Origin of the sequence: Xanthomonas sp. NCPPB 4037 (assembly GCF_041475695.2) — a bacterium.
Taxonomy (GTDB): Bacteria; Pseudomonadota; Gammaproteobacteria; order Xanthomonadales; family Xanthomonadaceae; genus Xanthomonas; species Xanthomonas campestris.
Window position 1 is genome coordinate 2,227,086 of record NZ_CM191261.1, and the last position, 25,193, is coordinate 2,252,278.

Consider the following 25,193-nt stretch of genomic DNA (forward strand, 5'->3'; position numbering starts at 1 on the left):
TTTTCACGTTCTACACATTCACTAGCTGTCCTTTGGAGAATCCGCATGTTGGAAGCCTATCGCCACCACGTTGCAGAGCGCCAAGCGCTCGGTATCCCGCCGCTGCCGCTGACCGCGCAGCAGACCGCCGAGGTCATCGAGCTGCTGAAGAACCCGCCCGCCGGCGAAGAGGCCTTCCTGGTCGAGCTGCTCAGCCAGCGCGTGCCGGCCGGCGTGGACGACGCCGCTAAGGTCAAGGCCTCGTACCTGGCCGCGGTGGCGTTCGGCACCGAGACCAGCGCGCTGATCTCGCCGACGCGTGCCACCGAATTGCTGGGCACCATGCTGGGCGGTTACAACATCCATCCGCTGATCGAGCTGCTGGACAACGCCGAGCTCGGCGCCACCGCCGCCGAAGCGCTCAAGCACACCTTGCTGGTGTTCGATGCGTTCCATGACGTGCAGGAAAAGGCCGAAGCCGGCAACGCGCACGCCAAGGCCGTGCTGCAGAGCTGGGCCGATGCCGAGTGGTTCACCAGCAAGCCGGAAGTGCCGCAGAGCATGACCATCACCGTGTTCAAGGTGCCGGGCGAAACCAACACCGACGACCTGTCGCCGGCGCCGGATGCGACCACGCGCCCGGACATCCCGCTGCACGCACTGGCAATGCTGAAGAATGCGCGCGAAGGCGCGGCTTTCGTGCCGGAAGAAGACGGCAGGCGCGGCCCGATCCAGGCCATCGCCGATCTCAAGGACAAGGGCCATCTGGTTGCTTATGTTGGCGACGTGGTCGGTACCGGTTCCTCGCGCAAGTCGGCGACCAACTCGGTGCTGTGGTGGACCGGCGAAGACATTCCGTACATCCCGAACAAGCGCTTCGGCGGCGTGTGCCTGGGTTCGAAGATCGCGCCGATCTTCTACAACACCATGGAAGACGCCGGTGCGTTGCCGATCGAGCTGGACGTGTCGCAGATGGAGCACGGCGACGTGGTCGAGCTGCGTCCGTACGACGGCAAGGCGCTGAAGGACGGGCAGGTGATTGCCGAGTTCGCGATGAAGTCGGACGTGCTGTTCGACGAAGTGCGCGCCGGTGGCCGCATTCCGCTGATCGTGGGCCGTGGCCTCACCGCCAAGGCACGCGAATTCCTCGGCCTGCCGGCGTCGGACCTGTTCCGTCTGCCGATGGACCCGCCGGACACCGGCAAGGGCTTCTCGCTGGCACAGAAGATGGTTGGCCGCGCCTGCGGTCTGCCGGAAGGCCAGGGCATGCGCCCGGGCACCTATTGCGAGCCGAAGATGACCTCGGTGGGCTCGCAAGACACCACCGGCCCGATGACCCGCGACGAGCTGAAGGACCTGGCCTGCCTGGGCTTCTCGGCCGACCTGGTGATGCAGTCGTTCTGCCACACCGCGGCCTACCCGAAGCCGGTGGACGTCAAGACCCACCACACGCTGCCGGAGTTCATCTCCACCCGCGGCGGCGTGTCGCTGCGCCCGGGCGACGGCGTGATTCACAGCTGGCTCAATCGCATGCTGCTGCCCGACACCGTCGGCACCGGCGGCGACTCGCACACCCGTTTCCCGATCGGCATTTCGTTCCCGGCCGGCTCCGGCCTGGTGGCCTTTGCCGCCGCCACCGGCGTGATGCCGCTGGACATGCCAGAGAGCGTGCTGGTGCGCTTCAAGGGCGAGATGCAGCCGGGCGTGACCCTGCGTGACCTGGTCAACGCGATCCCGCTGTACGCGATCAAGGACGGTCTGCTGACCGTGGCCAAGCAGGGCAAGAAGAACATCTTCTCCGGCCGCATCCTGGAAATCGAAGGCTTGCCGAACCTGAAGGTGGAGCAGGCGTTCGAGCTGTCCGACGCGTCCGCCGAGCGTTCCGCGGCCGGTTGCACCGTGCACCTGGACAAGGCGCCGATCATCGAATACCTGACCAGCAACATCACCCTGCTGCGCTGGATGATTGCCGAAGGCTATGCCGATGCACGCACCCTGGGCCGCCGCATCAAGAAGATGGAAGAGTGGCTGGCCGATCCGCAGCAGCTGCAGCCCGATGCCGATGCCGAGTACGCCGCGGTGATCGAGATCGATCTGGCCGATATCCACGAGCCGATCGTGGCGTGCCCGAACGATCCGGACGACGTCAAGACGCTGTCGGAGGTTGCCGGTGCGGCGATCGACGAAGTGTTCATCGGTTCGTGCATGACCAACATCGGTCACTTCCGTGCCGCCGCCAAGTTGCTGGAAGGCAAGCGCGATATCCCGACCCGCCTGTGGGTTGCGCCGCCGACCAAGATGGATGCCTCCGAGCTGACCAAGGAAGGCCATTACGGCACCTTCGGCGCAGCCGGTGCGCGCATGGAAATGCCCGGCTGCTCGCTGTGCATGGGCAACCAGGCGCAGGCACGCGAGGGCGCCACGGTGTTCTCCACCTCCACGCGTAACTTCCCGAACCGTCTGGGCCGCAACACCAACGTGTACCTGGGTTCGGCGGAGCTGGCGGCAATCTGTTCGCGTCTGGGTCGCATCCCGACCAAGGACGAGTACATGGCCGATGTGGGCGTGATCAAGACCAGTGGCGAGCAGATCTACCGCTACATGAACTTCGATCAGATCCAGGAATATCAGGACGTGGCCGACACCGTCGCTGCCTGATCGAGCACAGCACGTTCGTCGCAAAACGCCCGGCACTGCCGGGCGTTTTTCGTTTAACGGGCACTGGCTTCGTTTGGCCGCACAAGTGCGGTGTGCCAAAGCAAATCGCAGGTAACTCCTCTGGCGCGCTGCAACAAAAATCTGAAGTGCACGGGTCTAGAGTGTCGCCGCTTCCGCCACTGCCGTTCGATGTCCAATGCCCATTTGCACGATCGCTGCTCAACCGCTGCACTACGCACAACATGGTCAAGGGTTCCCGGTGTTGCTGGGACACAGTTACCTATGGGATGCGGCGATGTGGGAACCGCAGGTCCAGGCCCTCTCACCGCACTATCGCGTCGTCGTTCCCGAGTTGTGGGGGCACGGCGCATCGGGGCCGCTGCCGGCCGGCACGCAGACCATCGGTGACCTGGCGCAACAGATGCTGGGATTGTTGGATACGTTGCAGATCGAAGAGTGCGCCGTGGTCGGGCTGTCCGTTGGCGGCATGTGGGCCGCGGAACTGGCGTTGATGGCGCCAACGCGCGTGCGCAGCCTGGTGCTGATGGATACCTTTCTGGGGGCCGAACCGCAGGTGACGCGTGAGCGCTACTTCGGCCTGCTGGATGCCATCGCCACGGCGGGGCAGGTGACGCCGGCGCTGGTGTCGGCGATCGTGCCATTGTTCTTCCGCCCGGCGATCGATCTGGCCTCGCCGCTGCCTGTGGCGTTCGCACAACGCCTGGCGGCGTTGTCACCCGACCAGTTGCGGGACACAATCGTGCCGCTGGGGCGATTGATCTTCGGGCGCGAGGATGCGCTGAAACGCCTTGCACATCTGAATCCGGCCACCACGCTGCTGATGGGGGGCGAGTACGACATTCCCAGGCCGGTGGAAGAGCTGTTGCTGATGGCCGAGGTGATCAACTGCGATTACGAGCTGGTTCCCGATGCGGGCCACATCGCCACATTGGAGAACCCGGCCTTCGTCAATGCGCAGTTGCTGGGCTGGTTGGGACGGACATTGGATCGAGAACGGTTCGTCGCCGCGCGTCGCGCGTCGATCGCCTTGATCCGGCAAGTGGCAAATTAAAGCGCCACCAGTTGCAGCGAGCGCGCGTGCCGGCCAACAGGCAACTGTCAGGGCTGTGCGCCCAGCCAGGCTTCCAGGGCGGCGGCGGGCAGGGGGCGCGAGAACAGATAGCCCTGGAGCACTTCGCAGCCCAGATCGGCCAGCAGCAGGCGTTGGGCTTCGTTCTCCACGCCTTCGGCGACCACGTGCTTGCGCAGGTGCTCGCCGATGCGCAGCACCGAGGTGGTGAGTGCGCGCGCGTCTTCGCTATGTTCGATGTCGCGCACGAAGCTCATGTCGAGCTTGAGTTCGTCGATCGGCAGGCGGTGCAGGTGGCTCAGGCTGGAATAGCCGGTGCCGAAGTCGTCCAGCGACAAGGAGATGCCGGCTTCGCGGATGGCGTGCAGGTTCTCCAGCACGCCGGGCTGGCCGGAGAGCATCACGCTCTCGGTCATTTCCAGCGTGAGGTCCGACGGCTGCACGCCCATGTCGTCGATCAGGCGCAGCAGGTCGGTGAGCATGCGCGGGCTTTCGAAGCTGCTCGCCGACAGATTGACCGAGACCCGCGCCACCGGCACGCCGCGTTGGCGCCAATCGGCGACCTGTTCGCAGGCGCGACGCAGCACCCAGTCATTGAGCTGCGGCATCATGCCTTGCTCTTCGGCCACCGGCAGGAAGCGCGCGGGCGACACGGCGCCCAGTTGCGGGTGGTTCCAGCGCAACAAGGCTTCCACGCCATACAGCGCATGCGGCGCCTGGCTGAGCAGTTGCGGTTGATAGTGCAGCTGCAGTTGATTGCGGCCGATCGCCTGGCGCAGCTCTGCTTCCAGCGCCACGCGCTCCTGCGCCATGCGGTTCATGTCCGCACTGAAGAAGCGGAAACGCCCGCCGCCTTCCTGCTTGGCGCGGTTCATGGCCAGATCGGCATGCCGCAGCAGGATGTTGATGTCGCGCCCGTCCTCGGGAAACATCGCCACGCCGATGCTGGCGGACGGGTGCACGGTCATGTGGCCCACCGGCAGCGGGCCGGCGATGGTGCCGAGCAGGCGTTCGGCGGTGGCGCTGGCCTGCTCGGCGCTGCATTGCGGCAGGGCCAGGGCGAATTCATCGCCGGCCAGGCGCGCCAGCATGGCGGTGGCGGTGAGCTGTTCGCCGATGCGCAGTGCGATGTCGCGCAACAGGCCGTCGCCGGCCGCGTGGCCCTGGCTGTCGTTGATCAGCTTGAAGCGGTCGATGTTGATGAACATCAACGCAGCCGGCTCGCCGGCATATTCGGCATGCGTCAGGGCTTGCTCGGCGCGGGCACTGAACATGATGCGGTTGGGCAGGCCGGTGAGTGCGTCATAGAAGGCCAGTTGATGCACGCGCTGGCGGATCTGTTCGCGCTCCAGCGCCAGGGTGCACAGCTGCTGGCACAGGTCAGTGAGCTTGACGTGCCAGGCATCGGCGCGCCGCACACTGCGGTAATACAGCGCAAAGGTGCCGAGCACGCGCGAGCTGTTGGCGCGGATCGGCGTGCTCCAGCAGGCGCGAAGGCCCATCGGTAACAGCAGATCACGGAAATTGGTAAACAGCGGATCGTTGGCGATGTCTTCCACCATCACCGCGCGGCCGCGCCAGGCAGCGGTGCCGCACGCGCCGGCACCGGGGCCGATCTTCAGGCCATTGACCGCATCGGCATACTCGGGCGGCAGGCTGGGCGCGGCCAGCGAGTGCAGGCAGCCGTCGTTGTCGGCGCTCATCACCGTGGCCAGCACTTCCGGGGCGATGCGTTCCACCTCGGTGCAGATCAGCGTCATCACCTCGATCAGCGGGCGCTCCTGCACCAGCGCTTCCAGCACGCGGTGCTGCAGCACTTCGTGCATCTTGGTTTCGGTGATGTCGGTGAGCACCGCGACGTAATGCGATGGGTTGTGCTGGGCGTCGTAGATCGGGTTGAAGTTGAGCGAGATCCACAGCGGCGTGCCGTCCTTGCGGTACACCAGCAGGTCGGCCTGGGTCTGCTGCAAGGCATCGGCGCGTTCGCGGATGCGCGCAACCTCGGTCTGGTCACTGAGCGCACGGGTCAGCACGTGCGAGGGCCGCTGGCCGACCAGTTCGGCTTCGGTGTAGCCGAACATGCGCTCGAAGCCATCGTTGGCGTACAGCAGGCGCGATTGCAGATCGCAGATCAGGATGGCGCTGCTGCTGCCATCCAACGCCTGGGCGAGCAGACGCGAACGGGTGTCCGACGCGCTCTCTCCCGGCATGGCATCGATCTGTGTCGGCGTTTCCGCATGGCCGGCCGCGGCGGATCCCGGACTGCCGGGGTCCGCCGCGGGGTCGGCTGGATGCGGGGGAGGTGCGGTCATACGCTTCAGCGTGCCTGTGCCGACAACGCGATGAGGCGTTCGGCCACGCGTTCCAGTGGCACCACTTCCTGCGCAGCGCCCAGTTTGTAGGCAGCCCCGGGCATGCCCCAGACCACGCTGCTAGCTTCGTCCTGCACCAGCGTGGGCGCACCGGCCTGCAGCATTTCCAGCAGGCCGCGTGCGCCGTCGTCGCCCATGCCGGTGAGGATGGCGCCCACCGCATTCGGGCCGGCGTTGGCGGCGACGGAACGGAACAGCACGTCCACCGCCGGCTTGTGGCGGTTGACCGGCGGGCCGTCGTCGATACGGCAGCGCCAGCGCGCACCGTCACGGATGATGCGCAGATGCTGGCCGCCCGGCGGCAGGTAGGCGTGGCCCGGCAGAATGGCTTCGCCGTCGCTGGCTTCGCGCACCGACATTGCCGAGTGGCGATTCAGGCGCTCGGCAAACGCGGTGCTGAAGCTGGCCGGCAGATGCTGGGTCATGACCACTGCAGGGGCGTCGGCCGGCATGTGTTCCAGCACCACGCGCAGTGCCTCGGTGCCGCCGGCAGAGGCCCCAATGGCAATCAGGCGATCGGTGGTGCGGAAACGCAGCGCGCTACCCGGCACGGGCGCGGACTGCATGTCCAGGGTGATCTTGGGCGCGCTGGGACGATTGAGCGCGCTCACCTTGGCCTTGGCGGCCATCTTGACCTTGCTGACGATCTCCTCGGCGTAGCCTTCCAGGCCGCGCGCAACGTCGATCTTGGGCTTGGAGATGAAATCCACCGCGCCCAGCGACAGCGCCTGCAGCGTGGTGTCGGCGCCGCGCTCGGTCAGCGAGGAAATCATGACCACCGGGGTGGGGCGCAGACGCATGAGGTTTTCCAGGAACACCAGCCCGTCCATGCGCGGCATTTCCACATCCAGCGTGATCACGTCTGGATTGAGGCGTTTGATCTTTTCGCGCGCCAGCAACGGGTCGGCGGCCGAGCCGACGACTTCGATGCCGGGGTCGCGCGAGAGGATTTCGGTGAGCATCTGACGCACAACCGCCGAGTCGTCGACGATCAACACACGCACAGGAGTTTCCAGCGTCATTCGAACAACTCCACGCCACCGGTGACCGGGGCTTTGGACAGACGGGCGCGCACGGCCGATTCGGCGGCGGCGACTTCGGCTTCGTGTGCGTGCGGCAGACGCTGCACTACAACGCGGCCAGTCGTCGGGAAGAACCACACCTTGCGCGGATGGATGCCGCACAGATCTTCGGCAATGATGGGAATGTGTTCGGCCTGCAGGTACTGGCGGACGAACTCGGCGTTGCGGGTGCCCACCGGGTTGCTGGTGAAGCCCTTGAGCACGTTGGCGCCACCGAAGACCTTGGCCTCGATGCGCTTACGGTGCGCGCCGCGCTTGAGCATGTCGTTGATCAGCAACTCCATTGCGTAACTGCCATAGCGCGCGGGTGCGCCATCCCCGACCTGACCTTCTGGCAGCAGGAAATGGTTCATGCCGCCGATCTTCAGCACTGGGTCGCGAAGACAAGCCGCAACGCACGATCCCAAGGTGGTCGTCAACGCGGTGTCGTCATCGACCACCAGGTATTGGGTGGGCAGCAGCTTGGCGGTGATGGTCTGGAACCGCGAATCGCGGTAGCGCATGACATCGTCGACTTGCACGGCGGTGCTCATGATCCGGCTCCTGCGCGCGGGGCGCGCCGATACAGCGTGCGCCCGCACGGCTGGATCAGGTCGGCCGCATGCAGGTAATTCTCCGAATGTCCGGTGTAGAGCAAGCCGTCGTCGCCCATGTGGGTGACCAGGCGCGACAGGATGCCGCGTTGGGTGGGCTTGTCGAAATAGATCATCACGTTGCGGCAGAACAGCGCCGCATACGGGCCGCCGACGTCGTAGCGTGAGGACAACAGGTTCAACTGGCGGTATTCGATCAACTGGCGCAGTGCGGGAATGACCCGGCACTTGCCTTCGTTGGGGCCGCTGCCGCGCTGGAAATACTTGCGCTTGATCGCCGTATCCAGCGAGGCCACGCGGTCGATGGCGTAGACGCCGCGCGAGGCGGTTTCCAGCACCTGGGTGTCGACGTCGGTGGCGACGATGCTCACCGGCGGGGTGAGCGTGCCGAAGGCTTCGCAGGCAGTGATGGCGATGGAGTAAGGCTCCTCGCCGGTGGAGGCGGCGCACGACCAGATCTTCAGCGGTGCCTGCGAGGCACGCTTCTGCAGTTCTTCGCGCAGCTTGTCGAAGTGGTGCGGCTCGCGGAAGAACGAGGTGAGGTTGGTGGTCAGCGCATTGGTGAACGCCTGCCATTCTTCATCGTCGTTGCCGGATTCGAGCTGGTCCAGGTAGTCGCGGAACGAGCGCAGGCCGAGCACGCGCAAACGGCGCGACAGCCGGCCGTACACCATGTCGCGCTTGGCCGGCGCCAGCGAAATGCCGACGCGCTGGTAAATCAGGTCGCAAACGCGCTTGAAGTCGCGGTCGCCGAAGTCGAATTCGCGCGTGTCTGAAGCAGGAGTCGTAGTCGTCATATCCATACACGTCGTGAGCTATTACTGGATATCGGCCATGTAGTCATGCAACTGAAGCGCCAATCCACCGATCGCTGCGGTTGGGTTCGGTGTCGCATCGACGGTGCGGCGCGGCGGCGTGCAGGGACCACGCGGCGGGGTGAAGACTGCCTGTCGTTGCGAGAGGCACAAACGCAACGCCCCGGCGGTGCCGGGGCGTTGCGGGCGACAGCGGTGAGGTCTTAGAACTCTTGCCAGTTACCGTCGGCCAGTGCGGCCTGTGGCTTGGCAGTGCGCGCTGGCGCTGCGGCCGCACGCACGGCTGGCTTGGCCGCGGTCTTGACCGCAACCGGGCGCGAGGCGACCGGGCGGACACGTGCTTGCGCAACCGCGGCCGACTCGTCCAGCTTGAACACCGACACCGCCTCGGCCAGATGACCGGCCTGCTCTTCCATCGAGCGGGCGGCGGCGGTGGCTTCTTCCACCAGCGCAGCGTTCTGCTGGGTGGTTTCGTCCATCTGGGTGATGGTCTGGTTGACCTGCTCGATGCCGGCCGACTGCTCCTGCGAGGCAGCGGAGATCTCGCCCATGATGTCGGTGACGCGCTGCACGCTGGCCACGATCTCGGCCATGGTCGCACCGGCCTTGCGCACCAGCGCCGAACCTTCGGCCACCTTGTGCACGGAGTCGTCGATCAGGCCCTTGATCTCCTTGGCCGCACCGGCCGAGCGTTGTGCCAGCGTGCGCACTTCCGAGGCAACCACGGCGAAGCCGCGACCCTGTTCGCCGGCACGTGCCGCTTCCACCGCCGCGTTCAGCGCCAGGATGTTCGTCTGGAACGCAATGCCATCGATGACCGAGATGATGTCTGCGATCTTCTTGGACGAGGCTTCGATGCCGGACATGGTGGTGACCACCTGCGACACCACTTCGCCGCCCTGCGAGGCCACACCGGTCGCGCCGATAGCCAGTTGATTGGCCTGACGTGCACTTTCGGCGTTCTGCTTGACGGTGGAGGTGAGCTCTTCCATCGAGGCGGCGGTTTCTTCCAGGTTGGCGGCCTGCTGTTCGGTGCGGTGCGACAGGTCGCTGTTGCCCGAGGCGATTTCGCCGGCTGCCGAGTTGATTGCGCTGGAAGAGAGCTTGATGCGGCCGACGATGTCGGCCAGCTGCTCGGCGGTGGCATTGGCATCGTCACGCATCTGCGCGAACACGCCGCTGAACTGCCCGTGCATGCGCACGGTCAGATCGCCGCGCGACAACGCAGACAACAACGCGGAGATCTGCTCCAGGCTGCCGGCGTTGGCATCCAGCAAGCCGTTGAGCTGCTGCGCCAGCTGCAGGAAGAAGCCCTGCTTGCCGTCGGTGTCGACGCGGCCGCTCATGTCGCCACTGGCGGCGGCGCGCACGATGCGGGCGACTTCTTCTTCGACCTGGACTTCGATGGTGCGGTCGCGCCATTCGCAGACTTCGCCGGTGGTTTCGCCTTGCTCGTTCTTGATGCCGGTGACGGTCTGCGCCAGCACGACTTCGCCGAAGCGCTCCTCGAAGCTGGTGACGCCGTCGCGTTCCAGCGCAGCGATGGCCTTGCGCACGGTCGCATCCGACAGGCCCAGGTAGCTGATGTGCTGGCCGATGACCTTGCTCGCATCGAACTCGGGCGATGCCAGACGGATGCTGCTTTCGTACTGCGTCACGATCTTCTTGAAGGCGTCGTTGGCGTAGATCATCACGCGGTCGGGATCGGTGATGAAGGTGCCGGTGGACGACTTGTCCAGTGCGGTGCGGATGCGCAGGTTCTCGTCGGCAATCTTCTGATCGCGTTCGATGCGCTCCTTCAGGTCGCGCTGCATGCGCTGCATCGAGCGCATCAGTTCGCCCACTTCGTCCTGGCCCTGCACGTTGATCTGACCATCCAGCTTGCCGCCGGCGATCTCGGTGGCGGTGCTTACGGCGCCGCGCATGCTGCGCACGATGGAGCGAGCGAACAGGAACGCCAGGCCCAGGCCGCCGGCGATGCCGATCAACAACACCATCAGGGTCAGGCTGACCGAAGTTGCGTGGACCTTTTCGGCCTTGGTCTTGGCTGCCTGCGCCAGCAGGTTGTCTTCGGCGATCAACGCAGCCAGCGAATCCTTGGCCTTGTTGTGCAGGGTGCGGGTCTCGCCGACAAAGGTGTCGATGGCATCGTCGGGAAGGTTCAGCTCGATCATTTCATCGACGCTGGCGTACGAGGCCGAGGCCTTTTTCCAGTCGGCGACGAACACCTCGAAGAGTTTTTTCTGCTGCGGACTTTCGATCAGGCGGGGGTAGCCCTTGATCGTGGCCTCGATTTCGCCGTGCAGCTTCTTGGCGCGGACCTTGGCTTCCTGCTTGACCGTATCGCTGGCGCGCACCAGATTTTGATAAGACGCATTCCGGTATTCGCCCAGCATGCCGCGCAGATCGCCGGCTTCGCGCACGCTGGACATGGTGTTGCCGGCCAGGTCGCGGGTCACGTTGTTGAGCGATGCCAGCCCCGAGTACGCGATGATCCCCTGCACCAGCATGATCAGCAGCACGATGCCGAACGCCAGCATCAGCCGCGGCATCAATTTCAGATTATTGATCCATTGCATTGACACGATTCCCCATAAAAGTCAGTCCGCATAATCCAGACAGCACATCGCCACGCATGGGCGTGGCGATGTGCGATGCGATTACTTGATGGTGGCGAGCTTCAGGCTGGCCGGGGAGCTGACTTCGATTTCGGCGCGCGAGCTGTCGCGCTGGATCTTGCCCAGAACGCAGACGTCCTTGCCTTCCAGGGTTTCCGGGGCAAAGCTGAACTTGCCGCGGTTGGCGCCGTCGATACGGGCCGAGAAGGTATGGCGCGGGAACATGCCGCCCATGTACAGGAAGGTGGGCTCACCCTCCGAGCTCTGCGCGTACTTGGCCTTTTCGACCTTGCCGCAGACCATGCCGTCCTTGCCGACGAAGCGGGTGGCCATCTCCGGCGGAATCATTTCCTGCGACTGGGCCGACAGCGTGGGAGCAACGATCACGAGAGCAGCGACGGGGAGGAGCGAGAGCAGGAACTTCATTGGGGATTCTCCAGAATCGAAAGTCGAACGGTGACCCGCTTATGAACGCGGGCTTCTATTCAGCTATCGGCTATCCGGGGTTCAACTTGAATCCAAAAAACGTGAAGCGGATCGCACTTCGCTTTAGCGGTGCGCCGCGTGTCGGGAAGCTCCTGACACCGGATGGTGGTATGCGTTTAGGGCATAAATCACTGCGGCCGTCAGAAGGCTGCCGGAGACACAGGCGCGGCGATGCATACCTGTTGCATCGCCGCGCCTGCCGATCACCGCATCCCTCTGACGACCGCCGGTCGCCGCACGCAACCACCCTGAATCAGGCGGCTTCTTCGGTCAGCTGCTGACCGAGCTCGGTGCTGTCCAGCAAGGTCTCGATATCCAGCAGGATCAGCATGCGATCGTCCTGGGTGCCGATGCCCGAGATGAAGCGGGTGTCGACCGAGGCGCCGAATTCGGGGGTGGGGCGGATCTGGTCGTCGTTGAGCGGGATCACGTCCGAGACGCTGTCCACCACGATGCCGACCACGCGGTCTTCGACGTTGAGCACGATCATCACGGTGAAGGCGTCGTAGCGCGCTTCTTTCAGGCGCAGCTTCAGGCGCAGGTCGATCACCGGCACGATGGTGCCGCGCAGGTTGATCACACCCTTGATGTAGTCGGGCGCGTCGGGCAGGCGGGTGACCGAATCGTAGCCGCGGATTTCCTGCACTTTCAGGATGTCCACGCCGTAGTGTTCTTCGCCCAGGGCGAAGCTGAGGAATTCACCACCGGTGCCGGTGGCAGTGCTTTTGTCGTTCATGGAAACTCCGGGCGTTTCGGCTGAGTGTCAGGTTGCGGCACTGGGTTGAAGAGGCTGCCATAGCAACATCGGCGCGGCGCTACGCAACTTTAGGTGCGTGGCTGCCGTGGTATGGTCGGGTTCAGAACACGCCGCTCTTGCGCGCATTGCGTTGGCGGTCGACCCGGAAGATGTAGCGCTGGATGGTTTCGTCGGCGCCACGCGGCAGGTCGCTGAATTGCATGCCCACGCGGAAGCCTTCGCTGCCGTTGGGCAGGGTCTGTTTGTGCTGGCTGCAGACGGTGAGCGGCAGCGAAATCGGCGCGGTGTCTGGCAGCTGCAGGGTGCAGTTGCGGTAGGTGCGCTGCGGTTCCAGCAAGGGCATGCCGGCAGTGAGCGAGACCGCCAGGCCGCCGCTGCTGATATCGATCACGCGCAGCTGCAGGTTGAGATTGCCGCCCTCGGCTTCGTCCTGGCGGATGATGCAGACCGGCGAGTCGGTGATCGGCGTTTCCAGCCGGTACGACTCGCGGCGTTGCATGTGGTACATCGCTTCGGGCAGGTCGGCGCGGAAGGCGACATGGATGTCGCGTTCGATGCGCTCGGCCTTCTCCAGCCGGAAGCGTACGTTGACCCGCTCCAGCTGCGCATAGCAGAGCAGGTACTTGGCATCTTCGATGGCGCGGTTGGAGGTGTCGTTGTGGCTGCCGTCCAGGATCACGCAGTCGTCGTCTTCGTCCACTTCCAGCACGGCGGTGGGCACGGCCATGTCGCGGCCGGCCACATGCATGGTCACCACAGCACGCTGGTCGATCAGTTGTTGCAGCAGGCCACGGATCTGCCGCTTGTTGCGCAGCAGATAGCGCTCGTCACCTTCGGCGAGGTGATCGGCGTCGTGGTCGAGCTCTGAGGTATCGCCTTCGGACATGGGCACAAGCACAGTGGTAGCGGGAAGACGCCCGGAGGGTTGTCCCGGCGTCGCCTTGATATCGGCGGCAAAGCGAAATCTTTAAGCGCCGCCGACAAACGCGTCTGCCTGTCGCTGGTAAGGATCAGTCGCGATGGTCGATGCGCGGAGCTCTCAACGCAGCAACCAGCACGGTTCTGGCGCGATGTGTTGGTTCTTCGGCAAGGCAACTAGCCACCTGCCTGGTGCGGTGGGCGGGGACCGATGGCGGCATGGATGCCGCCATCGGTCCCCATGGATGGGTTCACTGCGTGTCCCGCGAGCGGTGAGGGCATCGCGCATTCGACGCTGCAAGTGTGCTGCAGGGCCCTTGCCCGCCCACCATCGCAGGACACGCTGCAAGTACGTCCCTGTAAGCTCCGTGGCGGCATCCATGCCGCCAAGGGTCCTGCGACGGTGAGCGGGCAAGGACCAGTCGAGATGGTCGGTGCGCAGAGGCTGAGCAGAGCAGTTGGCAACTGTGCCGCCCGGTTTGCTCGCTCTTCAACACACCACCAGCGAACTATCTGGTGCGGTGTCCTCGCCGATTGCGGGACCGTTGGCGGCATGGATGCCGCCATCGAGCCCCCATGGACGGGTTAATGGCGTGTCCCGCGAGCGGCGAGGGCACCGCGCACTCGACGCTGCAAGTGTGTGGCGCGGCTCTTGCCAGTCAACCCTCGCGGGACACGCTGTAAGCACGTCTCAGTGATAGGCGTGGCGGGCGTTGGCTAGCAGCGTGCTCAGGCGGTCTTCCTGTTCGAGCCGGAACACGGCCACCGCGTCCACCAATTGCGCGGCCTGCTCTTCCATCGAGCGGGCAGCAGCGGTGGCTTCTTCCACCAGTGCGGCGTTCTGCTGGGTGGTTTCGTCCATCTGGGTGACGGTCTGGTTGACCTGGGTGATGCCGGCGGCCTGCTCGCGCGAGGCGCTGGTGATCTCGCCCATGATGTCGGTCACGCGCTGCACGCTGCTGACCACCTGCTGCATGGTGCTGCCAGCTTCCGAGGCCAGCGCGGCGCCGTTGCCGATGCGCGCCACCGAATCCTCGATGAGGTGTTTGATCTCCTTGGCGGCGCCGGCCGAACGCTGGGCGAGGGTGCGCACTTCGGAGGCGACCACCGCAAAGCCGCGGCCCTGTTCGCCAGCACGCGCGGCTTCCACCGCGGCGTTCAAGGCCAGGATGTTGGTCTGGAACGCAATGCCGTCGATGACGCTGATGATCTCGGCGATCTTCTTGGACGAGGCGTCGATGTCGGCCATGGTGGTGACCACGCGGCCGACCACATCGCCGCCTTGCGCGGCCACGCCGGCGGCGTTCAACACCAGGCGGTTGGCCTGGTCGGCGTTGTCGGCGTTCTGCTTGACGGTGGCGGTGAGCTCTTCCATGGAGGCGGCGGTTTCTTCCAGCGCGGCGGCCTGCTGTTCGGTGCGGCGCGAGAGGTCGCTATTGCCGGTGGCGATCTCGGTGGCGGCCGAGTTGATTGCCAGCGAGGAGTCCTTGATGCGGCGCACGATGCCGGCCAGCTGGTCGGCGGTGGCGTTGGCATCGTCGCGGATGGTGGCGAACACGCCTTGCAGATCGCCATCCATGCGTGCGGTGAGGTCGCCCTGCGACAGCGACGACAGCAGTGCGGAGACCCGCGACAGGCCATCGGCGTTGTTGTCCAGCAACATGTTGAGCTGCTGCGCGAGCTGCAGCAAAAAGCCCTGCTTGCCGGCGGTGCCGACCCGGCCACTCAGATCGCCAGCGGCGGCAGCCTGCACGATCCGTGCGACTTCTTCTTCGACCTGCACTTCCTGGGTGCGGTCGGCCCACTCGACCACGAAGCCCATGCGTTCGCCGGCGGGGCTGACGACCGGATTGACGATCAGGCGCATGGTGCGGCCACCGACCACGATCTGTGCGGTATGCGTGCTGGTGAGCTGATCCAGCATGCGCGCCTGATGCTCGGGTTTGCGATGGAACTGATCGATGCTGGCATCGATCAATGCGTCTGCATCGAAGTGCGGCAGGTCACGACGCAGGTCGTCCTTGGCATTCTTGAGCATGCGCTGCAGGGGGCGGTTGACATAGACGATGCGGCGATCCGCATCGGCAATCATGACATTGGTGGTGACATCGTCGAGCGCCACGCGGATGCGCAACGCTTCGTTGGCGATCAACTGGTCGCGCTCCAGGCGCGCACGCAGGTCGTCGCGCATGGTGCGGGCGCTGAGCAGCAGGCGGCCCAGTTCGTCCTGGCGATCGACCTCGATGGTGCTGTCCAGACGGCCGGCGGCCACGTCGCCCAGCACGCGCTCCACGGCGAGCAGCGGGCGGGTGACCATCTTGCGCGCGGCCACGAACACCACCGCGATGCACAGCACCAGCACCACCAGCGAGAGCAGCAGCATGTTGCCCATCAATGCATCCAGCGGGCCGTCAATCGCCGTGCGCGGCTGGGTGCCGATCACCGCCCACTGCCACGGCGTGTAGCGCTGCGCGGTGACCTCGTAGGCCTGGCTGGCGCCTTTGGCGTCGCGCAATTGCAGCGTGGTGCTGGTCAGTTTGCTGTCCAGCACCGACTGCAGCTGGGCCTGTTGTTCGGCCGGTACCAGTGCCGCCAGCGTGGCCGGTGTGCCGGCCGGTGCGGCGATGACCTGGCCCTGGTGCTCGCCGGGGGCCATGTCGACGATGACGAAATAGCCGTCCTGGCCCAGTTTGGTGGTGCTGACCTGCGCCTTCAGTGCGGCCAGGCCCTGGGTGTAGTTGCGGCCGACAAACAGCGCGCCGATCACTTCGCCGGCGGCATTGCGCAGCGGCTGGTAGTGGGTCATGTACTGGTCGCCAAACAACTGCGCCTGGCCGGTGAAGGCCTTGCCTTCGGCTAGCGCGGCGTAAGCCTTGCCCTTGCGGTCGAGCAGGGTGCCGATCACGCGCTCGTTCTGCTTGTTGCGCAGCGAGGTGGTGATGCGCACGAAGTCGTCGCCGGTGCGCGCGAAGATGGTGGCGACGCCGCCGGTGGCCTGCGCAAAGCGGTCCACTGCGGTGAAATTGAGGTTCTGCGCCTGCGTGCCGGTGCGCAGGGTCGGGGTGTCCTGGTCGCCGATCTTCACCGTGGTGGTGGTGTCGAGCTGGCGCGCCCCGCTGCCGAGCATGTCGTCGAACACGCTGCCCAGGCGCTGGGTGCCTTCGGTCAGGGTCACGTCGTACATGCCGACCGACTGGTTCATCAGTCGCGTACTGGACAGCAGCTCGGCCTTGACCTGCGATTCGATGTCGCTGGCGGATTGGCGATAGATCATCAGCGCCAGGGCGCCAAGCGAGAGGGCAATGACCAGCGTCAGTAACGCGGACAAGCGGGTTCCGACGGAAAGTCGGTGGAAGGAATGCATAGGTCTCGACCTTGCCCGGGGGAGGGGCGTTACGAATGTGTGAAACTGATAGCGGCTGCCTTTGGAAGAAATTGATATGAACTATGAAGAATTCAGCACAATTGTTGTGCTCGGTCACAGTGTCGCGACCCGGTCTGGCTGGTCTGTGACGCCGCGCATGGATGTCCTGGCGCGTTGGCAGGCCTGATTTCGCTTAAAGACATGTCCGTGGCGTGTGCCTGCATCCGTCGTTTTTGCCACAAAAAAAGCCGCCTCCCTCGCGGGAAGCGGCCTGGCCGGGCCGCTGGAGCAGACCGGTACAACACGGATGACGCGCTGGGTTTACAGCGGCTAACAAAGCGTAGCCAGCAGCCGTCAGGTGGTTACGGCCGACGCGGAGGAACCGGAGCACCGCAGTACATATCGATTCCGATCACTGGTCGCGCCCGCCTGACGGCCGCGCAGTCGTTTTGATGGCTGCTCTTAGAACTCTTGCCAGTCGGACTGATCGGCAGTGGTGGCAGGTGCGGTGCGCACCGGGCGCGGCGCTGCAGCTGCCGCAGTGGTACGCGTGGCCGGGCGTGCGGCGGAGCGGGCATTGCCTGGTGCACTGGCAATGGCCGAGAGCTGGCGTGCCACCGGTGCCTGTGCGGCGAGCTTGAACACGGCCACCGTTTCGGTGAGCTGCTGGGCCTGTTCTTCCATCGCGCGGGCGGCGGCGGTGGCTTCTTCCACCAGCGCGGCGTTCTGCTGCGTGGTTTCGTCCATCTGGGTCACGGTCTGGTTGACCTGCTCGATGCCCGAATACTGCTCCTGCGAGGCAGAGGAAATCTCGCCCATGATGTTGGTCACGCGCTGCACGCTGGCCACGATATCGGCCATGGTGGTGCCGGCCTGATCGACCAGTGCCGCGCCCTGGGTGACCTTGCCCACCGAATCATCGATGAGGTGCTTGATCTCCTTGGCCGCACCGGCCGAACGCTGGGCGAGGGTGCGCACTTCAGAAGCCACCACCGCAAACCCGCGGCCTTGTTCGCCGGCGCGCGCCGCTTCCACCGCTGCATTCAAGGCCAGGATGTTGGTCTGGAAGGCGATGCCGTCGATGACGCTGATGATCTCGGCAATCTTCTTCGAAGAGCCCTGGATGTCGGCCATGGTGGTGACCACCTTGGCGACGACTTCGCCACCTTGCGAGGCCACGGCCGCGGCGCCGATGGCGAGCTGATTGGCCTGGCTGGCGTGCTCGGCGTTCTGCTTCACCGTGGAGGTGAGTTCTTCCATGGAGGCGGCGGTTTCTTCCAGATTGGCGGCCTGCTGCTCGGTGCGCTGCGACAGGTCCTGGTTGCCCGAGGCGATTTCGCTGGAGGCCAGGCCGATTGCGTCGGCGGCATGCTGGATGCGGCCGACGATGCTGGCCAGCTGTTCGGCGGTGGCATTGGCGTCGTCGCGCATCTGTGCGAACACGCCCTGGTACTGGCCGGTCATGCGTGCGGTGAGGTCGCCGGCGGCGATCGACTGCAACAGGCTGGACAGCGATTGCAGGTTGCCGTCGGCAGTGGACATCAAGGTGTTGAGGCTCTGCACCATCAGGCGGAAGTCGAACTGGAACTTGTCGGCATCGCCGCGTGCGGTGAAGTCGCCGCTGGCCGCGGCCTGCGCCAGGTGCTTGATCTGCTGGTTCATGGTGGACAGGTTGGTCTTGACCTGATCCATCGCCGCGGTGATGGCGGCCTTTTCGCCGGGCAGGCGCGGCATGTCTTCGCTCAGGTCGCCGATGGCGTAGCGCTCCACCAGGTGGATGGTCTGCATCTTCACCTTGATGTGGCTGGCCACCAGTTCGTTGGTATCGCTGGCCATGCGGCCGAAGTCACCGGGGAATGCGGCGGCATCCATGCGGAAGCTGATCTGGCCTTCTTCGTGGCGCTTGGCCATGTTGAGCTGTGCGGTGATGAGGTTGCGCACCTGGCTCTGCATGCGGTCCATGGCGTGCAATAGGCGGCCGGTTTCATCGTTGGCGGTGCTGCGCACATCGTTGTCGAGCGACCCGTTGGCGATCGCCTCGGCGGCCAGCGTGGCCTGGCTGAGCGGGCGCACCAGGCTGCGGGTGATCATCCAGCCGAGCAAGCCACTGAACAACAGCACGGCAATGCCGCCGCCGATCAACATCGCGCGGCCACGTGCCATTGCGGCGGTGGCGTCTTCATAGGCGGTCTTGGCGCGCTTGCGCTGCAGTGCCGAATACTCGGCCAGGGCGCTCTGCCACGCTTCGGTGGCCGGGGCGGCTTGCTGCATCAGGGTGGTCAGCGCTTCGTCTGCCTTTGACGCCAGCCCCAGCTCGGTGACCTGCGCATTGGCTTTGACGGCTGCGGCGCTGGCGGTATCGATCTTGTCGCGGATCGCCTGGGCTTCCGGCGATGCCGAGAATACGTACAGGGTCTGGCGGGTCTGCTCATAGGCCTTGGACTTGTCCTGGATCAAGGCCGCAAAGCGCAGATTGTCTTCCTGCGAAGTGGGCAGTACCAGGTTGCGCAACTGCACGGCAATCACCGAGGTGTCGTCGGTCATGTCCTGCAGGTGCTGCATGATCGTGATGTTGCGGTTGACCACGGTGTCCAACCGTTCGCGTGCCTGCGCTAGCGTGTAGAGGCCCGCAGCCACCAGGGCGCAGGACAACAGGATCAGTGTGCCGAAGGCAAAGCTCAGGCGCGTGCCCACGTTGTAGCGTTGAAGGAAAGCGATCATTTCGGGTCTCAAGCAGGTGGCATGGGAGGGCGGTAGCGCCCTGGCCAGGCACGCGCAGGGGAGGCGCGGCTGTCCGGAGCTGGGCAGACGTGGCGGCCGGGGCAGGAGCGCGCGGTGTGCACGTCTTGCCGCGCCGGTGCGCGTTTGCTTGTGTCCGGTAACGGCGCTGCGCTTGAGCACTGAACAGTCGTGCCCGTTTCCATATGGTTCAGCGTCACGGAGGTGAGCGGCGTGTGTAGATACGTGCCGAAATGCCGTGTTTTCAGGCGTTTTCAGGGGTGAGCGCTGCAATGGCCGTGCACGCAGTGCTCACGACGCGCATCACGGTTTGAGTGCGGCTGCTTGGGCAAGGGGCGGCGTCATGAGGCTTGTGCGGGTGCACTGCCGATGCGCACGCGGTGGCGTGTGCATGTCGCGTAGCCGTACCTGTAACGGTGCTGCTGCAACCGCAGCTGTTGCGGCATACGCCGTTAGGAACTGCAGTGCCAATGTTGCGAGGGCAGGGGCGGCATGCGTGTTGGCGTGCTTGGCGTCTGTGCAAACGATCCGAAGTGCGCCTCAGACCAAGCAAGGCTTGCCCTGCGCAGCCGGCTTGATGCGATCGCGCCAGCGCTGTGCTGCGCGTTGTGCTTTAACGCAAGCGGCCCGGCCTTGCTGCAGGCCGGGCCGATTCTGAGGGTGATTCGGCTGGATCGCCGGTCATCGGGAGGAAGCAACTGCCAGCAATCGCTTTGCAAGCGCCGGCAGCGTGGCTCAGGCCGCGCGCCCCAGCGCCGGCCGTGCCGTTGCGGCCTGCAGCCGGAACACCGAAACCGCATCGCGCAGCTGCTGGGCCTGTTCTTCCATCGCGCGGGCGGCGGCGGTGGCTTCTTCCACCAGCGCGGCGTTCTGCTGGGTGGCCTGGTCCATCTGGGTGATGGTCTGGCCCACCTGCTCGATACCCTGCGACTGCTGCTGCGAAGCAGCGGAGATCTCGCCCATGATGTCGGTCACGCGCTGCACCGAGCTGACGATCTCCTGCATGGTCTGGCCGGCCTGGCCCACCAACTGGTTGCCGTGTTCGACACGCTGCACCGAATCTTCGATCAGCTGCTTGATCTCCTTCGCCGCACCGGCCGAGCGTTGCGCCAGCGTGCGCACTTCACTGGCGACCACGGCAAAGCCGCGGCCCTGTTCGCCGGCACGCGCGGCTTCCACCGCGGCGTTCAAGGCCAGGATATTGGTCTGGAACGCGATGCCGTCGATCACCGAGATGATGTCGGCGATCTTCTTCGACGCTGCCTGGATGCCGGCCATGGTGCCGACCACCTGGCTCACCACCTCGCCACCTTGCGACGCCACCTGCGCCGCGCCCAGCACCAGCTGATTGGCGTGACGCGCGTGGTCGGCATTGTTGCGCACGGTGGAAGTGAGTTCCTCCATGGACGCGGCGGTTTCTTCCAGGTTGGCGGCCTGCTGCTCGGTGCGCTGCGACAGATCCTGATTGCCTGAGGCAATTTCGCTGGCGGCATCGTTGATGGTGTCGGTGGAGCGCTGGATGCGGCCCACGATATCGGCCAGCTGGCTCACCGTGGCATTGGCGTCGTCACGCATGCGTGCAAACACGCCATGGAACTCGCCCTGCATGCGCGTGGTGAGGTCGCCGGCGGCGATGGCCCGCAACACGGCGGACAAGGCTTCCAGGTTGCCGTCGGCAGTGGCCATCAAGGTGTTGAGGCTCTCCACCATGGCGCGGAAGTCGTACTGGAAGCGCTGTGCATCGCCACGCACGCTGAAGTCGCCATTTGCCGCGGCCTGCGCCAGCAATTTGATTTCAGAATTCATCGCCGAGAGGTTGGCCTTCACCGTGTCCATGGTGTCGGTGAGCACGGCCTTTTCGCCGGGCAAACGCTGCATGTCCTGGCTCAAATCGCCGATGGCATAGCGCGACATGATCTGCGCCAGCTGCATCTTCACTGCGATATGCGAGCCGACCAAGGCGTTGGTGTCGCGCACCATGGTGCCGTAGTCGCCGGGGAAGCTGTCGGCGTCCATGCGGTAGCTGATCTGGCCGGCGTCGTGGCGCTGCGCCATCTCCGACTGCGCTGCCAGCACGCGCTGCAGTTGCTCCTGCATCTTGCGCATGTTGTCCAGCAGCTGGCCGGTTTCATCCTGGCTGGGCGGCACGATGTATTCGTCCAGCTGGCCGCGGGCAATCTGCGCAGCCACGCCGGCGGCGCGCCGCACGTTGCGGGTGAGGGCGGAGAGCGTGTACCAGCACAGGCCGGCGATCAGCAAGGCCAGCAACGACAAGCCGGCAATGGCTTGCCACATCGCATTACGGGCGTCCTCAAGATGGCGCTCGGATTGCCGCTGCAAGGCCTGCAGCGAGACGCTGCTGAGTTGCTGCAGCGCCTGGCCCACCGCATCCAGTGCCGCATTCCATTGCACATCGGCCTGGGCATCCTTGCCGTCCAGGGCAGCGCTCAATGCGGCCAGTGCAGTCTTGGCCTGGGCTGCCTCGGCTTGCGCTGCGGCTGCCAGCGCGGGGTCGGGTTGTTCCAGCAAGCCCATCGCCTTTTCCAGCTCATGGCGGAAACGGGCATGGTTGCGTTGCAGCTGGCCCAGCTGCTCACGCAGCATGGCGGTGCTTTCGCCGGCCTGCGACGGGTCGCTGGCGGCATCCAGGCGGGTCAGCGACTCGGTTGCGTCCGGGCTGTAGATCAGGGTGGCCACCACCAAGTGGTAGCTCTCGATATAGGGGGTGTAAACCAGCTGGCTGTCATCGCGCATCGCATCCAGTGCGGCGAAGGCGTGTTCGCTCAGGCCGGTGTAGGCCGCTGCATCCTTGCCGGCGCTGCGCTGCTGCTGCAAGGCGGTGAGTGCCTTCTGGCTGCGCTCGAACCCTTCCAGCGTGGCGGTGGTGGTCAGCAGGGCCTGCAGATCGCTGTCTGCGCGTGTTGCGGCCGCGGTGGCGGCGTCGCCGCTGTCCACATGTTCTGCGTGCAGGTCGGTGATCAGACCGAGCATCCTGGCCAATGGGCCATAGCTGCGCAGTTCGTTGCTGCTGATGGCGACGCTCTCATTGAGCTTGCCGCTATACAGCACTACCGGGATGACCAGACCGACCAGGGCCAGCACCCCGATCAAGCCGAGTTTGCGGCTGATGCCCAGGTCGTCCCATGGGTGCGTCCAGCGACGTGGGGGTGAGAGAGCGGGCTTGGACGACAGCGCGGGCGACGTGGTCATGAAGAATTCTCGTAGGCGTACGCAGCGTATCGGCGGCGCCCGGTTGCCCTTGAGCCAGCCGGCCAGGAGGCCGGCTGGCTTCATTCAGTCAGAATTCCTGCCAGCTGGCCTCGTTGCTGGCAGTGGTGACGACGGCGCGCGGCTTGGACGCCGGCGTGCGGCTGGCAGCGGCCACTTTCGCCTTGATCGCCGGGGTGACCGCCGGGCGTGACGCATGCGGCAGCGGTGCAGCCACATAGCCGGCGTCGGTCTTGAACACGGCCACTGCTTCGGTGAGCTGCACGGCCTGTTCTTCCAGCGAGCGCGCGGCGGCAGTGGCTTCTTCCACCAGCGCGGCGTTTTGTTGAGTGGTCTCGTCCATCTGGGTGATGGTCTGGTTCACTTGCTCAATGCCGGCAGACTGCTCCTGCGAGGCGGCAGAGATCTCGCCCATGATGTCGGTGACGCGCTGCACGCTGGCCACCACTTCGCCCATGGTCTTGCCGGCGGTGTGCACCAGTGCGGAGCCTTCGGCCACGCGCTGCACCGAGTCGTCGATCAGGTCCTTGATCTCCTTGGCGGCGCCCGAGGAGCGCTGCGCGAGCGTGCGCACTTCAGAGGCGACCACGGCAAAACCGCGACCTTGCTCGCCGGCACGCGCCGCTTCCACCGCAGCGTTCAACGCCAGGATGTTGGTCTGGAAGGCAATGCCGTCGATGACGGAGATGATGTCGGCGATCTTCTTCGACGAGGCTTCGATACCGGACATGGTCTCGACGACCTTGTTGACCACTTCGCCGCCCTGCACAGCCACGCTGGCCGCACCAATGGCCAGCTGATTGGCCTGGCGCGCACCTTCGGCGTTTTGCTTGACGGTGGAGGTGAGCTCTTCCATCGAAGCTGCGGTTTCTTCCAGATTGGCGGCCTGCTGTTCGGTGCGCTGCGACAGGTCCTGGTTGCCGGCGGCAATTTCGCTGGCCGCGCCCTTGATCGACACCGCCGAGGTCTTGATGCTGCCGACAATCTCGGCCAGCTGCGTGGCGGTGGCGTTGGCGTCATCGCGCATCTGTGCGAACACGCCGCGGAACTCGCCACTCATGCGTGCCGTGAGGTCGCCGGCAGCGATCGACTGCAACAGGCTGGAGAGCGACTGCAGGTTGCCATCGGCGGTGGACATCAAGGTGTTGAGGCTGTCCACCATCACCCGGAAGTCGTACTGGAAGCGCTCGGCATCGCCACGTGCGCTGAAGTCGCCATTGGCGGCGGCCTGCGCCAGGTGCTTGATTTCGTGGTTCATCGCAGACAGGTTGACCTTGACCTGCGCCATCGTCTCGGTGAGCACGGCTTTTTCGCCGGGCAGCTTGTCCATGTCTTCGCTGAGATCACCAATCGCATAGCGGCCCATGATCTGCGCCAGGCGCATCTTCACCGCGATATGCGAGCCCACCAGATTGTTGGTGTCGTGCGCCATGCGGCCGTAGTCGCCGGGGAATGCGGAGGCATCGATGCGGAAGCTGATCTGACCATCGTCATGGCGCTTGGCCATGTCGGTCTGTGCGGTGATCAGGCTGCGCAACTGGTCCTGCATCTTGCTCATTGCTTTGAGTAGACGCCCGCTTTCGTCGGTGGCTTGCGTATCGACATCGTTATCGAGCTTGCCGCCGGCAATCGATTCGGCTGCGCGGGTGGCTCGGCTCAGCGGCTGGGTCAGGCTGCGGGTGATCAACAGGCCCAGCGCACCACTGAGCAGTACCACCAGGACGGTACCGGCGACGAGCATCTTGCGCGAGTCATCCATCGACTGCAGCGCACCGGCGGACGCGTCGGCCGCCAGCTTGTCTTGCAGGGCGATGTTCTCGTTGATCTTGTCTTGCCAGCTTTGCAGGGACGGTGCGGCCTTGGTCAGCAACAGAGCGAGTCCTTCATCGGCATGTCCGCCCAGGCTCAGTTCGACCACCTTGTCGTTGAGCACCTTGGTCTCTGCGCGGCGGCGGTCGATCTCGTCGCGGATCGCCTGGCCCTGCGGGTTGGTCGGCATCGCGTAGAGCGTGTCACGCGCTTTGGCGTAATCGGCGCGCGCCTGCTTGAACGCGGCCAAGAACTTGACGTTCTCTTCGTCGCTGGTAGGCAGCACGATATTGCGCATCTGCATCGCGATGACGTAGTTGGCATTCACCATGTCGTTGGAGAGCCGAATCTTGGCCATGTTCGAGTTGACGATATCGTCGACAAGCACGCGCGCCGAACTCAGGCCGCGGTAACCGATAAAGGCGATGACGCCGGAGAGCACGATCAAAATGGCAAATGCGCTGGCCAGTCGTGGGCCAACGTTGTAACGCTGCAGGAGTGCATTCATGACGAAGGTCCCGTGAGACGAAGCGAAAGGTGGCGTTGCATGCGCGGCCGCTGGGTCGTGACACGCGCTGCTATGTGCAGTAGCGGCCTCCGCCTGCCAGAACTGAATACCTGCATGCTAAAAAACGCATAACTACGGTTATGCACATGAAGGCTAAAACTGCTTTAGGAATAGCAA

The 25,193-nt window shown here is 64.9% G+C and carries 14 protein-coding genes and 1 other RNA gene; 2 read left to right on the plus strand and 13 right to left on the minus strand.

Going from position 1 to position 25,193, the window contains the following annotated elements:
• Window positions 1-45 precede the first annotated feature (45 nt).
• A complete protein-coding gene (gene acnB / locus ACCQ01_RS09980) occupies window positions 46-2,637 on the plus strand; it encodes a bifunctional aconitate hydratase 2/2-methylisocitrate dehydratase (RefSeq protein WP_228433360.1) in 2,592 nt (863 codons plus the stop codon).
• 196 nt (window positions 2,638-2,833) lie between these two features.
• Window positions 2,834-3,709 carry an alpha/beta fold hydrolase gene (locus tag ACCQ01_RS09985; RefSeq protein ID WP_228433358.1) on the plus strand — a complete coding sequence of 292 codons (876 nt, stop codon included), beginning with the start codon at window positions 2,834-2,836 and terminating at the stop codon, window positions 3,707-3,709.
• Between the two features lie 47 nt (window positions 3,710-3,756).
• Here ACCQ01_RS09985 and ACCQ01_RS09990 read toward each other — a convergent pair whose 3' ends face one another.
• The 13 genes from ACCQ01_RS09990 to ACCQ01_RS10050 form a co-directional block, all read right to left on the minus strand.
• A complete protein-coding gene (locus tag ACCQ01_RS09990) occupies window positions 3,757-5,937 on the minus strand; it encodes a sensor domain-containing protein (RefSeq protein WP_228433429.1) in 2,181 nt (726 codons plus the stop codon).
• 107 nt (window positions 5,938-6,044) lie between these two features.
• The gene (locus ACCQ01_RS09995) at window positions 6,045-7,121 is read right to left on the minus strand and encodes a protein-glutamate methylesterase/protein-glutamine glutaminase (protein ID WP_011037036.1); all 1,077 of its coding nucleotides are present in this window, start codon (window positions 7,119-7,121) and stop codon (window positions 6,045-6,047) included.
• Complete coding sequence (gene cheD / locus ACCQ01_RS10000; protein ID WP_024937701.1) at window positions 7,118-7,714, minus strand: chemoreceptor glutamine deamidase CheD; 597 nt, start codon at window positions 7,712-7,714, stop codon at window positions 7,118-7,120. The genes ACCQ01_RS09995 and cheD overlap by 4 nt, the downstream gene beginning before the upstream one ends.
• Complete coding sequence (locus ACCQ01_RS10005; RefSeq protein ID WP_228433356.1) at window positions 7,711-8,577, minus strand: CheR family methyltransferase; 867 nt, start codon at window positions 8,575-8,577, stop codon at window positions 7,711-7,713. Before ACCQ01_RS10005 ends, cheD begins: the two co-directional genes overlap by 4 nt.
• Before the next feature lie 215 nt (window positions 8,578-8,792).
• Window positions 8,793-11,168 (minus strand): methyl-accepting chemotaxis protein, encoded by a 2,376-nt coding sequence (locus ACCQ01_RS10010; RefSeq protein ID WP_228433353.1) that lies wholly within the window; start codon window positions 11,166-11,168, stop codon window positions 8,793-8,795.
• 81 nt (window positions 11,169-11,249) lie between these two features.
• Complete coding sequence (locus ACCQ01_RS10015; RefSeq protein ID WP_003486337.1) at window positions 11,250-11,633, minus strand: hypothetical protein; 384 nt, start codon at window positions 11,631-11,633, stop codon at window positions 11,250-11,252.
• A 313-nt stretch (window positions 11,634-11,946) separates the two neighbouring features.
• Window positions 11,947-12,429 carry a chemotaxis protein CheW gene (locus ACCQ01_RS10020; protein WP_046962576.1) on the minus strand — a complete coding sequence of 161 codons (483 nt, stop codon included), beginning with the start codon at window positions 12,427-12,429 and terminating at the stop codon, window positions 11,947-11,949.
• A 121-nt stretch (window positions 12,430-12,550) separates the two neighbouring features.
• A complete protein-coding gene (locus ACCQ01_RS10025; protein WP_228433351.1) occupies window positions 12,551-13,336 on the minus strand; it encodes a flagellar brake protein in 786 nt (261 codons plus the stop codon).
• Between the two features lie 723 nt (window positions 13,337-14,059).
• Window positions 14,060-16,732: a methyl-accepting chemotaxis protein gene (locus ACCQ01_RS10030; protein WP_228433349.1), complete on the minus strand. Its 2,673-nt coding sequence runs from the start codon at window positions 16,730-16,732 to the stop codon at window positions 14,060-14,062.
• 328 nt (window positions 16,733-17,060) lie between these two features.
• Window positions 17,061-17,133: non-coding RNA, sX9 sRNA (locus ACCQ01_RS10035), on the minus strand.
• Window positions 17,134-17,194: 61 nt separating this feature from the next.
• Window positions 17,195-19,453, minus strand: a complete 2,259-nt coding sequence (locus tag ACCQ01_RS10040) for a methyl-accepting chemotaxis protein (protein WP_228433347.1) — start codon at window positions 19,451-19,453, stop codon at window positions 17,195-17,197.
• Window positions 19,454-20,206: 753 nt separating this feature from the next.
• Window positions 20,207-22,681 carry a methyl-accepting chemotaxis protein gene (locus tag ACCQ01_RS10045; protein WP_228433346.1) on the minus strand — a complete coding sequence of 825 codons (2,475 nt, stop codon included), beginning with the start codon at window positions 22,679-22,681 and terminating at the stop codon, window positions 20,207-20,209.
• A gap of 88 nt (window positions 22,682-22,769) precedes the next feature.
• Complete coding sequence (locus ACCQ01_RS10050) at window positions 22,770-25,016, minus strand: methyl-accepting chemotaxis protein (RefSeq protein ID WP_228433344.1); 2,247 nt, start codon at window positions 25,014-25,016, stop codon at window positions 22,770-22,772.
• Between the last annotated feature and the right edge of the window lie 177 nt (window positions 25,017-25,193).